At 34.2% G+C, this 15,769-nt stretch carries 15 protein-coding genes; 9 read left to right on the plus strand and 6 right to left on the minus strand.

Annotated elements, in window-relative coordinates:
* Positions 1–277 precede the first annotated feature (277 nt).
* From ACFOWA_RS04150 to ACFOWA_RS04170, 5 genes are all read left to right on the plus strand, one after another.
* Positions 278–1,906 carry an acyl-CoA carboxylase subunit beta gene (locus tag ACFOWA_RS04150; protein WP_378982072.1) on the plus strand — a complete coding sequence of 543 codons (1,629 nt, stop codon included), beginning with the start codon at positions 278–280 and terminating at the stop codon, positions 1,904–1,906.
* 339 nt (positions 1,907–2,245) lie between these two features.
* Complete coding sequence (trxB, locus tag ACFOWA_RS04155; RefSeq protein ID WP_378982074.1) at positions 2,246–3,202, plus strand: thioredoxin-disulfide reductase; 957 nt, start codon at positions 2,246–2,248, stop codon at positions 3,200–3,202.
* A gap of 176 nt (positions 3,203–3,378) precedes the next feature.
* Entirely contained in the window at positions 3,379–5,286 is a 1,908-nt protein-coding gene (locus tag ACFOWA_RS04160) for a beta-N-acetylhexosaminidase (RefSeq protein WP_378982076.1), read from the plus strand.
* Positions 5,287–5,353: 67 nt separating this feature from the next.
* Positions 5,354–5,956 (plus strand): hypothetical protein, encoded by a 603-nt coding sequence (locus ACFOWA_RS04165; RefSeq protein WP_378982078.1) that lies wholly within the window; start codon positions 5,354–5,356, stop codon positions 5,954–5,956.
* A gap of 68 nt (positions 5,957–6,024) precedes the next feature.
* A complete protein-coding gene (locus ACFOWA_RS04170) occupies positions 6,025–6,399 on the plus strand; it encodes a diacylglycerol kinase (protein WP_378982080.1) in 375 nt (124 codons plus the stop codon).
* Here ACFOWA_RS04170 and ACFOWA_RS04175 read toward each other — a convergent pair.
* Genes ACFOWA_RS04175 through ACFOWA_RS04185 form a run of 3 tightly spaced genes read right to left on the minus strand, consistent with a single transcriptional unit; the run spans position 6,391 to position 8,064 of the window.
* The gene (locus ACFOWA_RS04175; protein WP_378982082.1) at positions 6,391–6,948 is read right to left on the minus strand and encodes a DUF922 domain-containing protein; all 558 of its coding nucleotides are present in this window, start codon (positions 6,946–6,948) and stop codon (positions 6,391–6,393) included. The genes ACFOWA_RS04170 and ACFOWA_RS04175 overlap by 9 nt on opposite strands.
* A gap of 32 nt (positions 6,949–6,980) precedes the next feature.
* Complete coding sequence (locus ACFOWA_RS04180; protein WP_378982084.1) at positions 6,981–7,580, minus strand: hypothetical protein; 600 nt, start codon at positions 7,578–7,580, stop codon at positions 6,981–6,983.
* Positions 7,567–8,064, minus strand: coding sequence for an RNA polymerase sigma factor (locus ACFOWA_RS04185; RefSeq protein WP_378982086.1), 498 nt, complete (start codon positions 8,062–8,064; stop codon positions 7,567–7,569). The genes ACFOWA_RS04180 and ACFOWA_RS04185 overlap by 14 nt, the downstream gene beginning before the upstream one ends.
* Before the next feature lie 159 nt (positions 8,065–8,223).
* On the opposite strand from ACFOWA_RS04185, the gene ACFOWA_RS04190 reads away from it, so the two are divergent.
* From ACFOWA_RS04190 to rpmA, 4 genes are all read left to right on the plus strand, one after another.
* Positions 8,224–9,600, plus strand: coding sequence for a dicarboxylate/amino acid:cation symporter (locus tag ACFOWA_RS04190; protein ID WP_378982088.1), 1,377 nt, complete (start codon positions 8,224–8,226; stop codon positions 9,598–9,600).
* A 186-nt stretch (positions 9,601–9,786) separates the two neighbouring features.
* Positions 9,787–10,287 (plus strand): hypothetical protein, encoded by a 501-nt coding sequence (locus ACFOWA_RS04195; RefSeq protein ID WP_378982090.1) that lies wholly within the window; start codon positions 9,787–9,789, stop codon positions 10,285–10,287.
* A gap of 141 nt (positions 10,288–10,428) precedes the next feature.
* On the plus strand, positions 10,429–10,740 hold the full coding sequence (rplU, locus tag ACFOWA_RS04200) for a 50S ribosomal protein L21 (protein WP_056090270.1): 312 nt from the start codon (positions 10,429–10,431) through the stop codon (positions 10,738–10,740).
* 51 nt (positions 10,741–10,791) lie between these two features.
* Positions 10,792–11,202 carry a 50S ribosomal protein L27 gene (gene rpmA, locus ACFOWA_RS04205; RefSeq protein WP_378982092.1) on the plus strand — a complete coding sequence of 137 codons (411 nt, stop codon included), beginning with the start codon at positions 10,792–10,794 and terminating at the stop codon, positions 11,200–11,202.
* 185 nt (positions 11,203–11,387) lie between these two features.
* Here rpmA and ACFOWA_RS04210 read toward each other — a convergent pair whose 3' ends face one another.
* The 3 genes from ACFOWA_RS04210 to rnr are packed head-to-tail and all read right to left on the minus strand — an operon-like array spanning position 11,388 to position 15,700.
* A complete protein-coding gene (locus tag ACFOWA_RS04210; protein ID WP_378982094.1) occupies positions 11,388–12,362 on the minus strand; it encodes a polyprenyl synthetase family protein in 975 nt (324 codons plus the stop codon).
* An 8-nt stretch (positions 12,363–12,370) separates the two neighbouring features.
* Positions 12,371–13,570 carry a carboxypeptidase-like regulatory domain-containing protein gene (locus tag ACFOWA_RS04215; protein WP_378982096.1) on the minus strand — a complete coding sequence of 400 codons (1,200 nt, stop codon included), beginning with the start codon at positions 13,568–13,570 and terminating at the stop codon, positions 12,371–12,373.
* Positions 13,571–15,700: a ribonuclease R gene (gene rnr / locus ACFOWA_RS04220; RefSeq protein ID WP_378982098.1), complete on the minus strand. Its 2,130-nt coding sequence runs from the start codon at positions 15,698–15,700 to the stop codon at positions 13,571–13,573.
* Positions 15,701–15,769: the final 69 nt, after the last annotated feature.

Below are 15,769 nucleotides of genomic sequence, written 5' to 3' on the forward strand. Positions count from 1 at the left end.
AGACACAGATTCGCACTTTATTTGGAATTCAACCACGGTGAACAACAAGCTTTCACAGAGATGCACAAAGTTTATCAGAAACGCAATGAAAATCAAGCCGTTCTAACGTTGATAGGGAAGGGTTCTTAATTTAGTACAAGTCTCTTCCTTGTGTCCTCTGTGATTTTTTTCTTTGTGGTTAAAAATTTCTTGGTATTTTACTATTAATCAAAAAATGCAGACCCAAAACCATTTCAGTCACCATGAATTTTTCTAAAATAAAATATAAATTGCCCGCATGAATATCGAATTCAACAAAAATGAGGATGTAAATAAGCAACTTGTATATGAGCTTAAAACAAAACTCAAAAAAATATATTTAGGTGGTGGCGAGAAAAATGCTGCCAAGCAAAAAGAGAAAGGCAAATTATTGGCTCGCGAACGAGTATCTTATTTAATCGATAAGGATTCTGAATTCCTGGAAATCGGTGCATTTACGGCCGATGGAATGTATGCCGAACAAGGTGGATGTCCATCTGCAGGTGTAGTTTGCGGTATTGGCTATGTAAGTGGCAGGCAATGTATGATTGTAGCTAACGATGCAACAGTTAAAGCTGGTGCTTGGTTTCCTATGACTGCAAAGAAAAATCTTCGGGCACAGGAAATTGCAATGGAAAACCGATTGCCTGTAATTTATTTGGTAGATAGTGCGGGTGTGTATCTGCCCATGCAAGATGAAATTTTTCCTGATAAGGAGCATTTCGGCCGAATGTTTCGCAACAACGCAATGATGTCGGCTGACGGAATTGTTCAAATTTCGGCAATAATGGGCGCTTGTGTAGCTGGAGGCGCATATCTTCCAATTATGAGTGATGAAGCCATGATTGTTGATAAAACAGGCTCTGTTTTTTTAGCAGGCTCTTACCTGGTAAAATCGGCCATTGGCGAAGAAGTTGATAATGAGACTTTAGGTGGAGCCACAACGCATTGCGAAATATCTGGCGTAACTGATTATAAACATCCAAATGATGAGGCATGCTTAGATAGCATCAGAAATATAATGAGTATGTTGGGTTCGCCACAAAATGCTGGATTTGATAGAATAAAACCTGCTAAGCCTAAACAAAATGAAGAGGAACTGTATGGTATTTTACCCGAAAACCGAGATAAACCTTACGAAATTCTTGATATAATTCATCGCTTGGTTGATAATTCAGAATTTGAAGAATACAAACAGGGTTACGGACAAAGCATTGTTTGTGGTTTAGGTAGGGTAGATGGTTGGGCAGTTGGTATCGTTGCCAATCAGCGTAAGGTGGTAAAATCAAAAAAAGGTGAAATGCAATTCGGTGGTGTTATTTATTCAGATAGTGCCGATAAAGCAACACGTTTTATTATGAACTGCAATCAAAAGAAAATTCCTTTGGTTTTTTTACAAGATGTTACTGGCTTTATGGTTGGAAGTAGATCTGAACATGGTGGTATCATTAAAGACGGTGCAAAAATGGTTAATGCAGTTGCCAATTCAGTTGTTCCTAAATTTACAATCGTTATCGGCAATTCATACGGAGCTGGTAATTACGCAATGTGTGGCAAAGCTTACGATCCTCGATTAATTTATGCATGGCCGTCGGCGAAAATTGCTGTTATGGGTGGTTCTCAGGCGGCTAAAACTTTACTACAAATTCAGGAAGCATCACTAAAAGCTAAAGGTGAAGTCATCACTCCAGAAAAAGAAGCTGAATTACTAAAAGAAATAACCGATAAATATAACAGCCAAACTACACCATATTACGCGGCTTCCCGTCTTTGGGTAGATGGTATAATCGACCCTCTAGAAACCAGAAAGGTAATTTCAATGGGTATTGAAGCAGCAAATCAATCGCCCATTACAAGGAAATTTAATGTTGGTATTATACAAACATAGGATAATAACCATTCAGGATACATTGTACATATACTAAAAAGGCTTAGGTGTCTTAGGTGGTTGGTCAATTATATAACACAACAAACTTGATGTATGTATAATCTTGAAAAAATAATAAGCACCTAAGGCACCTTAGGCATTTTGTAAATCTAACGTGTCTTAGGTGGTAAAATTAGAAGAAAACAATGTTGATATTAATCAGTTCATCAGGTAAAGGACAGATGATGAAGCAAAATCAACCGATGTTAATAAGTAAACTATGTTGACAATGCGCACTTGCCAACAACTATTTAAAGCATTAAATTTGCTTTACAAAACGAATTTCAAACACATATTATAATGTCACAAGAAAACGAACACGTTCAGTGTTTAATTATAGGTTCGGGTCCTGCGGGTTACACAGCTGCAATCTATGCTGCAAGAGCCGATTTAAAACCAATCATGTACACAGGCATGCAGGCAGGCGGTCAGTTAACTCAAACTACTGATGTAGAAAATTTTCCGGGCTATCCACAAGGTATTATGGGTCCCGAAATGATGGAAGATTTCCGCAAGCAAGCAGAACGTTTTGGAACAGATATTCGCTTCGGTTATATAAGTTCAGTAGATTTTTCATCTACACCACACAAAATTGTTGTCGATGAAATTAAAACAATAACAGCTGATACAGTTATTATTGCTACAGGTGCAACAGCGAAATGGTTAGGCCTACCAAGCGAACAACAATATAATGGTTTTGGTGTATCGGCATGTGCCGTTTGCGATGGTTTCTTTTTTAAAGGACAAGATGTTGCAATTGTAGGCGCTGGAGATACCGCTGCTGAAGAAGCTACTTATTTAGCTAAATTGTGTAAAACGGTTCATTTATTGGTTCGTAGGGATGAATTTAGAGCTTCGAAAACAATGGTAGCACGCGTTTTAGCTACACCAAATATTATAGTTCATTACAATACCGAAACACAAGAAATTTTGGGTAACGGTAAAAATGTAACAGCAGTTAAAGTATTAAACAACAAAACTGGTTTAGAAACCGATATCGCTGTTGAAGGATTTTTCGTAGCCATAGGGCACAAACCAAATACCGATATTTTTAACGGTCAGCTTGATATGGATGAAACTGGTTATTTACTTACCAAACCAGGTTCTACCTTAACAAATGTTGAAGGTGTTTTTGCTTGTGGCGATGTTCAGGATATGTATTACCGTCAGGCAGTTACAGCCGCAGGTTCTGGTTGTATGGCCGCACTCGATGCCGAAAGATATTTAGCTGCTAAAGAACATCCTGTAGAAGCTTAAAAATCTAAAATATTTATATAATCTCTCAGATTAAGTTTTGAGGGATTTTTTTATGCCTTAATGCCACTAATCAAACGTTTGATTTAAATTGTAACAAAAATGTGGTGTTTTAATCTTTTGATAAATCTCTATCTTGGTTTAATTTAAACCTTAAGCTCCCTTAAACTAATAAAATAATGAATAAAGTATTTTCGATTTTAGTTGTTGCCTTAATAAGCACCAATGTTTTTGCACAAACCGACCCAAATCTTGGTATAATTCCTGCACCTGTATCCATTACAAGGGCTAATGGAAATTTTATTTTAGATAAAACAACGGTATTAATTAATCAGAGCATTGATGGGGCAAAATCTGCAGATTTACTAAATGCATTTATCGTAAACAAGGCTGGTTTTGCATTAAGAGAAACGAAAGTTGCTCAGCCGAACCAAAAGAGTATTGTTTTAACATCTGTAGGTGCCGATAAATTACCTGCAGAAGGTTACACCATAAAAGTTACACCAAACCAAATTGTACTAACTGGTAAAGGCGCTGGTTTATTTTATGCAGTACAATCGGCAATGCAAATGATACCGGATAAAATAGGCGATAAAATAACTGTTCCGGCTGTTGATATAAATGATTATCCGCGTTTTTCATACCGCGGAACCATGTTAGATGTTTCTCGTCATTTCTTTCCCATCTCTTTTATCAAAAAGTATATAGATCAATTAGCATTCTATAAAATCAATACTTTTCACTGGCATTTAACCGATGACCAAGGTTGGAGATTGGAGATTAAAAAATATCCGAAGTTAACTACCATTGGTTCGAGCAGAAATGGTTCTGTAATAGGAAATTATCCTGGCAAAGGAAATTATTTAACCGAAGTTAAAGGGTTTTACACTCAAGATGAAGCAAAAGAAATTGTAAGATACGCAGCAGAAAGATATGTAACAGTAATCCCAGAAATTGAATTGCCTGGTCATGCATCTGCGGCTATTGCAGCTTACCCAGAATTAAGTTCTTTTCCTGAACGAGATACATTTATTAGTGATAAAACCCCTTGGGCTGGTAATAAAAAAGGAAAACAAGTGCAACAAACCTGGGGTGTTTTTGATGATATATTTGTTCCTTCTGAAAATACGTTTACCTTTCTTAACAATATATTGGATGAAGTTATCTCAATTTTTCCATCAAAATATATTCACATAGGAGGAGATGAAGCACCTAAAACTTATTGGAAAGAATCTGCTTTTTGTCAGGCATTGATGAAAGAAAAGGGTTTAAAAGACGAACATGAATTACAAAGCTATTTTATTCAAACGATAGAAAAACACGTTAATGGAAAAGGTCGCTCGATTATTGGTTGGGATGAAATTTTAGAGGGTGGATTAGCGCCAAATGCAACTGTAATGAGTTGGCGTGGTGAAGATGGAGGTATTGCAGCTGCCCAACAAAATCACGATGTGATTATGACACCTGGTTCAATGGGTTTGTACATCGATCATAAACAGTCAAATTCTCCCGACGAACCCGTAACCATTGGTGGATTTGCTCCATATCAGAATATTTATGCTTACGATCCAATACCAAAAGTGCTTACTGCCGACCAAAGAAAATACATAAAAGGTGTACAAGCGAATTTATGGTCAGAATACATTAAAACACCTGCCAAAGCAGAAAATCATGCTTTTCCTCGATTGTTATCACTAGCTGAAATTGCCTGGAGCCCGGTTGAACGTAAAGATTTAAAAAACTTTTCTGAAGAACGTTTACCTAAACATTTGGCCAGGTTAGATAAAATGAATGTAAATTATTGGATTCCTACACCAATAAATCAAAGCGAAAAAACGCTTACTGGCAGCGAATTTACCATTGATTTAAAGGTACCGGTAGCTGGCGGAAAAATTTACTATTCTCTTGATGAATCACGTCCATCAGAGAATGCATTTTTATACACTGCACCATTTAAAGTTATTGTTCCACAAGGCGAAAAAAGAACTTTAAAAACGATTGTTATTGCCCCAAGCGGAAGAAGTAGTGTTACCTTACAAACCATATTAAATAATGGTGCAGCAGATGTTAAACCTGATGCAAAGTAGTAACAAATTACTTGCATTAAAAAGGTAAAATCATTAATTTGTGGCAAGTTAAAAGTCCCAAATAAAAATGAAAATATTTAAACTTACTTTACAGCATCTCATGTTATTAACTGGGATGCTTTTTTGTTTTTCGTGTACGGAAGAGAAACCTACTGAAATAAAAAGAGAAACTATTAAAGTTCAAAAAAATCCTTTTCGATTTTATAGAGATATTGAAGTTAAACCAGGATTAAATTTCGAGGTTTTAAGCTGGGGCAAAGGAGTAGATTCCATAGGTGGCTATCAAATTTTGATGTCTGATTCAGTTAGGAATAACTACAAATCTACAGCGGTAGAGCGCAAAGGCATTATGGCAGATGTTTGGAACATGGATTTAGACAATGATGGAAATCCTGAATTATACATTCAGTTACTAAGCAAAAAGAACGTATCTGATTTAAATGTTTTTGAATATTCTAACGGAAATTTCAATAAAATAAGTTTTCCTTCTTTAAGTTCATCGCAAAAGAAAGGGTATAATGGCGGTGATAAGTTTTTTATTAAAAACGGTGATCTGTTTAGGTCATTTCCTGTAAAAGATGAGGTAGATTCAACCAAAACTGTTACGAAAACATACCAATACAAATTAAGTGGAAATAGCTTTTCTACTAGTGAATTTAAGCCTGAATAGTTTTACTAAATTTTTAGATAAAATAATTAATTTGAAAGCTGCAACATAGGTATGATGATTCTATAAAAATGAAGAATGAAAAAGATAAATTTACAATTGCAGCCCGTATAAAAAGTTTTAAATATGCCTTTAATGGGTTATGGAAATTTTTTAAGTTCGAACATAACGCAAGGATTCATCTTGTTGCAGCTGCAATTGCAATTCTATTATCCTTTTATCTGGAGATTTCTGCAACAGAGTGGGTTGCAATCTTATCGGTAATTTGTGCTGTTTTCGTTGCAGAGATCTTTAATTCATCTATAGAAAAACTTGCTGATGTTGTTTCTCCAGAGATTAATCCGCAAATTAAAACAGTAAAAGATATGGCTGCTGCTGCGGTTTTAATAACAGCGTGTTTAGCAATATTGATTGGAGGAATCATTTTTTTACCGAAACTATTTTGAATTGCTGGCAGCTTTAGATTCTTCCATTTTATCATTAATTATCTTATCCCACCTGGCTTGCATTTTTTGATTGCTTCCATGCTCGGTTTCTTCATCATAATTTTTCTGCATCGTATCAAAATAATCACTAATCTGATTGGCCAAATCAGCAATTTGTGCTTTATAGTTTTTTACAGAATACGTTCGGTTTTTTAAAACTCTATCGGCTTCCATAAGCAATACATATTGAATGTTTACATGCCCTTGTTCATGGTGCAGAAGTTTTTCTCTAGCTTCTTCAGTTCTGATTCTATCTAGCTTCACCCACGACCTGGTTTTATCAATGGTGATTTCATTTTTCAACTTTATTTCAACCCGATTTCGATAAACTGTTGAGCCATAGCTATATTTCCAGGTCATTGCTGTTAGGGCAGAGAATGGAGATTTATTATCAGGTTTACCTTTAAAGTGAATATTCCAATCCAGTTGTTCGGGCTCAACATAATCCTGCCTGAAAGATAGGAGGGGTAATATTAGCAAAAAGGATAATATAATAGAAAGGTTTTTCATAGATTATAGCTAATGTAAAAACCGTGCCTAAATTATTCTGATGCAGAGAACTGTGCGCTTATTCGTTCGAATTTTTCTATTAGTAAAGCTATTCTTTCTTTCTCTCGTTTAATTACAGCTTTTCTTAAAATGGTTGAGCAAAAAATTATCCATATAGCTGTAAGTCCTATTGCTAAGGATTTTTGCATCATATTAAAATGTGAAAGTATTTCTACAAAATAAAATATAATACCTAATGAAAGTGCGATAACATAAAACCAATAAAGTGTATTGTAAAGCTTGTATCTATTTAATTGATAAGTTTTCAAACTACTTAAATATTCATTCGGATGCACTGTATAATCGTTTTTTGAGATTAATTTGTGGTCTCTGTATAAAAGCAATGTATAAACACCAATTGCAATTAATGTAATGCTAATTCCAACATGTGTAGTCCATGATTCAAAATGAAATAATGCCCACATTATAGCAATTGCAATAAAAGATGCAAGCATACCTAGAATATTTAAAGCAGATTTAAGCTTTAAACCATTAACTTCTTTTTTAACTTGTTGCAACATTTCATCAGCAGAAACTTTAACTTCTACCTCGTGCTTTTGCCACAACTCCTGTATTTGATCAAACGCTTGCATACTGGTTATATAGTTCTGTTAATTTTTGTTTAATGCGGTGAATTTTAACCCTCAAATTGCCTTCGCTGATACCAGAAATGTCAGCAATTTCATGGTATGGTAATTCATCCAAAACCATTGTGATAATTAAACGATCGTTTTCTTCTAGTTTAGATATGCATGTGTAGAGCAACGCTACCTGCTCATTTTTCTCAGAAAATTCTTCTATTTTATTTTCGATTATATTTTCTGTCAACTCATCTTTTGCCTGACGTTTTTCTGAGCGCAAATAAGTAAGACACGTATTTACAGCAATCCTGTATATCCAAGTAGAGATTAAAGATTTGTTTCTAAACTTATCCAGGTTTTGCCAAACTTTTAAAAACGTTTCTTGTAAAAGATCGTTAGCGGCATCGGTGTCGCCCGTATAACCATAACATAAATGGAATATTTTTTTGGAATTCGAATCGAAGATCTCTTTAAATAACTTGTCTTTTTGTTCCATTTAAGGGGTTATAATTGCTTTTTAGATGGTGCGAATAATTTTTTGTTACAGGGAAAATCAAAAATAGAATATTTTTCCTACTTAGCCGAAATCAAAATTTGTTACAAAGCGTAAATATCGTAGTTTTACCAAATTAACAGCGCCACAAAATAATTATTCATGAAGAAAAACAGACTTACTCTTTTCATTTTTATAGCGCTGATTGCAGGAATTGCTCTAGGCTACATTTTAAATGTTAACTCAATTGATGTTTACAATCAAAAAATACTTAACGCCGATGCAAAAGTTAAAAGTATTGAAGTTAGTATAGCAAAAACTACCGACACCACTTCTGCAGTTTTTACGCAATTAAAAGCAGAAAAAAAGGCTAACTCAAAAATCAAAAGAGATAATGAAGAAATCCGCGAGAAAAAGTTAGAGTATTTCACGTTATTGAGTGATATTTTTCTTCGTTTGATAAAAATGATTGTTGCGCCTTTAGTATTTACAACGCTTGTTGTTGGGGTGGCAAAGGTTGGTGATATTAAAGCCGTAGGACGAATTGGTGGAAAAACATTGGGCTGGTTTTTTGCCATGTCGTTAATGTCTTTAGTATTAGGTTTAATATTGGTGAATCTTTTTGAGCCAGGTAAACACATGAAATTAACCCTGCCAGATCAGTTGGTTAATACCGGTATACAAAAGGCATCAATGAGTGTTAAGGATTTTATAACGCATGTTTTTCCTAAAAGTATTGCCGAATCTATGGCAACTAATGAAATTCTTCAAATTGTGGTTTTCTCTTTATTCTTTGGTGTTGCTACAGCTGCAATCGGCGATTTAGGTCAGGTTGTAATTAAAACATTCGATGCAATTGCACATGTAATATTAAAGATGACTGGCTATGTAATGAATTTTGCACCATTGGCAGTTTTTGGCGCAATGACGGCTATTGTAGCGAAACAAGGCTTAAATGTTCTAAATACCTATGCTATTTTTATCGGTGAATTTTATTTCGGGCTAGCCATTTTATGGGCTTTATTGATATTTCTTGGCTTTTTGATTTTGAAAAAAAGAGTTTTCCGTTTGGTGAACGATATGAAAGAGCCCGCAATTCTAGCATTTAGTACGGCAAGTAGCGAGGCTGCTTATCCAAAAACAATGATGCTTTTAGAACGCTTTGGTTGTAAAGATAAAATTGTAAGTTTCGTTTTACCGTTGGGTTATTCTTTTAATTTAGATGGCTCGATGATGTATATGACGTTTGCGTCTTTATTTATCGCACAGGCATATGGCATACATTTAGGTTTCGAACAGCAAATATCTATGCTTTTGATCTTAATGTTAACCAGTAAAGGAATTGCAGGTGTACCAAGAGCATCATTAGTGGTAATTGCTGGAACAATTGCCAGTTTTAATATTCCAGAAGCAGGTTTAGCCTTATTAATCGGTATCGATCCGTTATTGGATATGGGCCGTTCTGCAACAAACGTTGTAGGTAATAGTATTGCTACTGCTGTAGTTAGTAAGTGGGAAGGTGAACTTAAAGATAGCTAGAGTTTATAAGATTGCAGGATTTCAAGATTATTGAGGGTAATTCAAAATTTTAATTTGATTTTATTATGTCATGATAATCAGTAAAAATTCTGAGATTTGTTTTGACTTTGAATAGGGTTTATCATTCAAAATTCATTCACTCAAAATTCAATCATTCAAAATTCACTCATTCAATAATTTACAACCGTGTCAAATAAAGGAAAAAAGATATTTTTAGCGCTTACCATCATCCTTCCGATGATAATTTATTGTTATATCTATTACAAACCCATTATACAAAATGCGCCATTTCGAAAAAACGATTTTGTTTATATGGATTATAAATGGGGAATAAAAGATACGTTGGAAAACCAGTACAATTCTAAAACCGGTGCATATCAATATGTAAATAGTCAAGATTCTATAATAACAAAGAAGGTGCTATTGAAAAGCGATGATATTTTGTACATCCACAGCAAAGCAAATGAATTAGGTTTATGGAATTTTCCTGATACAATAGGGGTGAAGAGTTCGAAATCAATGTCTGTACCACGTTATGATATGTTTTTTCAATATAAAGAAAAGGCAAAACATGTTGTTGTTTATGGAGATTTTGATGGAAATCCAAAACTTTTAGATGCTGCTATGCAAATGAGAAAAGTTATTGAGGACACGATAAACCAGGCAGAAAAAAGAAGTGGAAAATAGGTGATGAAGATTATAGCATTTTACGATTTATAACTTCGAAAATATATCTTTAAATAATTTCAATATAGGTTTGTGTGTTAATCTTATTTATTCTATATTTGCACCTCGTTAAATAAAAATTAAAAAACTAATAATTAAACAATGTACGCAATAGTAAATATAGCAGGACAGCAATTTAAGGTTGCTAAAGACCAGCACCTTTTTGTACACAGATTACAAGGAGATGAAGGCGCTAGTATTGAATTTGATAACGTATTGTTGGTTGATAATGGTGGTGCAATTACTGTAGGTGCTCCTGCGGTTAAAGGTGCTAAAGTTTCAGCTACTATCGTATCTCATTTAAAAGGTGATAAAGTAATTATTTTCCACAAAAAACGTAGAAAAGGTTACAAAAAGAAAAATGGTCACCGCCAGTTTTTCACAAAGATTCAGATTTCTGACATCACTCTATAATTAATTGTTAACCTAATTATTCGCTTTTAGCGAGTTACAAAATATAAAATCATGGCACACAAAAAAGGAGCCGGTAGTTCGAAAAACGGACGTGAATCGCATAGTAAGCGTTTAGGTATTAAAATTTTCGGTGGGCAGTTAGCTATCGCTGGTAATATTTTAGTACGTCAACGTGGTACAAAACATCACCCAGATAAAGGTGTGGGTATTGGTAGAGATCATACATTATTTGCTTTAGTTGATGGTACTGTTATCTTCAAAAAGAAACAAGACAACAAATCATACGTTTCTATACTTCCTATAACTGAAGCTGAAATTGAAGCAGCAATCGCTAAAGCTCCAAAAGTTAAGCAAGAAGCTGAAGCTAAAGAAGTTGCAGAAGCACCAGTTAAAAAAGCACCTGCTAAAAAAGCAGTAGCAAAACAAGAAGAAACTACTGAAGAAGCTGCACCTGCAGAATAATTAGTACAAAACTTATATAAAAAAAGCTTTCGAATTTTCGGAAGCTTTTTTTTTGCATTATAAAGATTGTGAATTTTATAAATCTTTAAAGAGGAAAGGACCTGTTTGGTTAAGCAATTATAAGTGCTCGATTTATAATTTGATTTATGTTGTTTTTGTACGGCAGAATATCATACTTTAGACTTTTAAAATTGCCTTGCCATTAATTGTGTAGTTAATTCTAATAGCTTCGCTTTTGCTTGGTCGCTTACATTAATTTGTGCCATTAATGCAAGTGCTTTATTCATATAAGTATTCATCGTAGTCTTTGCGATATTCTGAATATCTAATGTATCATAAATCCCCTTTACAGCTTCTATTTTTTCTTTAGGGTTGAAGTCTGTTTCATTTGTTAAGTTTTGCAGCGAAATTAAATTCTCGTTTTCTGCAAGTTCAAAAGCCTTTAAAAGTAGAAAGGTTTTTTTATTAGCAATGATATCGCCTCCAACCTGTTTACCAAATTTTTCCGGGTCTGCATAAACATCTAAAATATCATCTTGTAATTGAAAGGCGATACCAATATTTTCTCCAAAATCGTAAATTAAATTTGCATCGTTTTCTGAAGCTTCAGCTATAATTGCGCCCAATTTAAGTGCTCCACCTAATAAAATAGCTGTTTTTAGCCTTATCATATTAATGTATTCTTCAATACTTACATCATCGCGTTCTTCAAATTCCATATCCAATTGCTGACCTTCACAAACGCCTTGAGCTGTGGCATTAAATGTATCCAGCACATCTTTTAGGTATTTTGCATTTACCTTTGCCAGGTTTTTATTAGCTTCAACCATCATAACATCGCCGCTTAATATGGCAACATTGGTGCTCCATTTTTCATGAACGGTTGCTTTCCCTCTGCGTAATGGAGCATTATCCATGATATCATCATGCACTAAAGTGAAATTATGGAAAACCTCAACAGCCATTGCTGCATGAATAGAATCATTAGGGTCCTTGCCAAATAAATCTGTCGACATTAATACCAATAAAGGCCGGATTCTTTTGCCACCAAGGTTTATGATGTATGTGATTGGATCGTATAGTTGTTTTGGATTTTCAGGAAACTTTAAATTTTTAATTGCTGTTTCTAAAATTTCTTGTAACTGTATTGTGTTAAACATGCTTTATTTTAAGGATTAATCATTGTACCGAAGGCATTTTGACCTTCCATCATTTTGCTGAATTTATCTTCTAGTGATGTTTGTTTAACGATTGGGTTATCTTGCCAAAAATCGGGATTATATTTTATAGATTCTACTACATTTTTATCTTTAGTGTTTTTACTTACACTTTTATAAGTTTCATTTTGTAATGAATCGTTTTCTTGGTAAACAGTTAGTAATGAACTTACGATTGCACTTATATCTGTAGATCGCATTCTATCAATATAACTTACAGATAGGTACATTTTTGTCGATATGCTCTCTAATATGTTTATATCGCCCTTATCACTTTTAAAAGTTGAAATTGTTTTTACGATGGGTGGATATTTAAAGCCTGCGCCATTTTCCAAATCCATGGGTAGATTCAAAATGTTTTGCTCCATTCTGTAAATTTTAAAATCTTCTGTGCCAACGTAAAAAGTAGTGTTGGCATAAAATTGATTTTTGCCGGCTTTCTTAATTGTGCAGTTTATTACTGCGATATCTTGGTCGGCTTGTTCTATATATCGTTCAATTTCAATTGTGTATTTATCCAATGTTTTTTCGGTTACAAATGTCCCCGAGGTAGTTTGGGTAAGGTAACCGCTAGAGCTAAATGTAAAATAAGATTGATTGCTTAAATCGAACAGCATTTGGCTTTTACTCTCTGCAAAACGGGTTTGCTTTGCTATCCAGCCATTGGTTCGTGTAACATTCCATCTTAAATCATAAAAAATTTCATGGATTTTGGTTGGATTGTTATTTACAGATGTTAACTGCCTGTAAAAAGCTTTTAAATAGTGATTTTCGTCATTGTATTTTAAAGCTTTTTCAAATGCACTTTTTAATAATATCTTGCCTCGATAGGGTGAGATATTTATTTCAGACAAATTTATGGCTGCCTGTTTTAATTTAAAAATAAGATTTTCAGCGTTACTTTTTACATCAAATTCGCTGTTTAAATAACTAACGTGGCTGAACTTAAGTTTGACAGGAAACCCTGCTGATTTAATAACAAAGTCTCCATTTTCATTGGTTATAGATGTTATTGATGTGCCAACAATCATTAAAGATGCAAATGGAATTGGCGTACCTGTAACCTCATCAATAACTTTACCCTGAATATTTTGTGTATAGCCTTTAATTGATACAATAAAAAGCAGGATGAACAGGATGTTTTTAATCATTTATAAAACTAACGAAAAATCTATTTGTCGCTTAGCCAGATCTACTTTTTTAACTTTAATTATCACTTCATCGCCCAATTGGTATTTTTTCTTTTTACGTTGACCAACGATGCAATAATTCTTTTCGTCTAACACATAAAAATCATCAGATATTTCGCGTAAACGAACCATGCCTTCGCATTTATTTTCTTCAATTTCTACATACATTCCCCATTCGGTAACACCTGTAATTATACCTTGGTAAACATTACCAACATTTCCTTCCAGGTATTCTGCCTGTTTGTATTTAATAGATGCACGTTCGGCTTCTGCAGCTCTTTTTTCCATTGCAGATGAATGTACGCTTGCAACTTCATAAAATTCTTCATCGGCTGATTTTCCATTTGCCAAATAATCTTCTAACAGTCGGTGTACCATTACATCGGGGTATCTACGAATTGGAGAAGTAAAATGTGTATAATAATCAAATGCTAAACCATAATGGCTGGTTTTTTTTGTTGTGTAAATTGCTTTTGCCATAGAGCGAATAGCCAATGAGGTTAACACATTTTGTTCTTTCTTACCTTCAACATCAGCCATTAGGTGATTTAATGATTTGGCAATTTCTTTATCTGATTTTGTATTTATTTTATATCCAAAACGAGAAGCAAAGTTGGCGAATGTATTTAAGGTTTCCATATTTGGAGAATCGTGAACACGATAAACGAAGGTAAGCTTGTTTTTACCTTTTACTTTGGTGGCAATAAATTCTGCTACTTTTCTATTCGCCAATAGCATGTAATCTTCTATTAATTTGTGTGCATCTTTACGTTCTTTTACATAAACACCAATTGGTTTGCCAGTTTCATCAAGTTTAAATTTCACTTCTGTGCTTTCAAAACTAATAGCACCATTTTTAAATTTTCTATCGCGAAGAATGTAAGCAAGTTCATTAAGTTTTAATAATTCAGTTGCATAATCGCCTTCCTTATTTTCTAAAACTTCTTGTGCTTCTTCATAACTAAATCGTCTATCTGAATGTATGACTGTTTTACCATACCATTCTGCTTTAATGTTTGCCTCATTATCCAATTCAAAAACAGCTGCAAAACACAATTTATCTTCATGCGGGCGTAAAGAGCAAACACCGTTACTCAACCTTTCTGGTAACATTGGGATCACTCTATCAACTAAATAAACCGAAGTCGCACGACTGTAAGCCTCTTTATCTAATTCAGTTCCTTGGATTACATAGTGCGATACATCGGCAATATGTACACCAATTTCATGATTTCCATTAGGTAATTTTTGGTAGGAGATGGCATCATCAAAATCTTTCGCATCAGCCGGATCGATGGTAAAAGTTAACATATTTCTAAAATCTTTACGCTTTGCAATTTCCGATTCAGGTATTTCTTCGGGGATGGCATTGGCTTCTTTTTCTACCGCTGGAGGAAATGATAAAGGGAAACCATACTGAGCCAAAATTGCATTCATTTCGGTATTGTTCTCACCTTGATCTCCTAAAACATGTTTAACCGCTCCAATAGGATTTTTTGCACCCTCAGGCCAATCGGTTAAATTAACCAAAACCCTTTGTCCGTTTTTCGCACCTAAAGTATCAGATAATGGTACAAAAATATCGTGCATCATCTTTTTATCATCTGCAATAACGAAAGCAAAACGCTCAGATATTTTGATAACACCAGTAAAATCAGATTTTGCTCTTTTGATAATTTCTACAACTTCGCCATCATTTTTGCGTCCATTCTTTTTTGCAAAAACATAAACTTTTACCAAATCACCATGAAGCGCATTTTTTAATTTGCGAGGTGCAACGAATACATCTTTTTCCAATTCATCATCTGGTACAATATAGGCCGAACCATCAGCAGTCATATCTACGCGACCAGTAATAAAGTTTTGAAGTTCTTTTAGTTTGAATTTTCCTTTTTCAGGTTCAAGAAATATTCCGGCGTTTTTCCCTTCTTTTAAAATCTCAAGAATGGTTTCTCTCGATTCCTGATCATCAAGATTTAGTTTGGCAGAAACCTGTTTGTAATTAAGTGGCTGATTACTGTTTTTCTCGAAGACATCACTAACAAGTTGATTCAGAACCAATTTTATATTTGCAGATTTTTTCTTTGCCATATTGATAAAAGTATTTTATCGAAGATACAGAAAAGATGGAAATGATGTGGGATGTAAGATGGAAAATGG

The organism is Pedobacter lithocola (assembly GCF_042650845.1).
Taxonomy (GTDB): Bacteria; Bacteroidota; Bacteroidia; order Sphingobacteriales; family Sphingobacteriaceae; genus Pedobacter; species Pedobacter lithocola.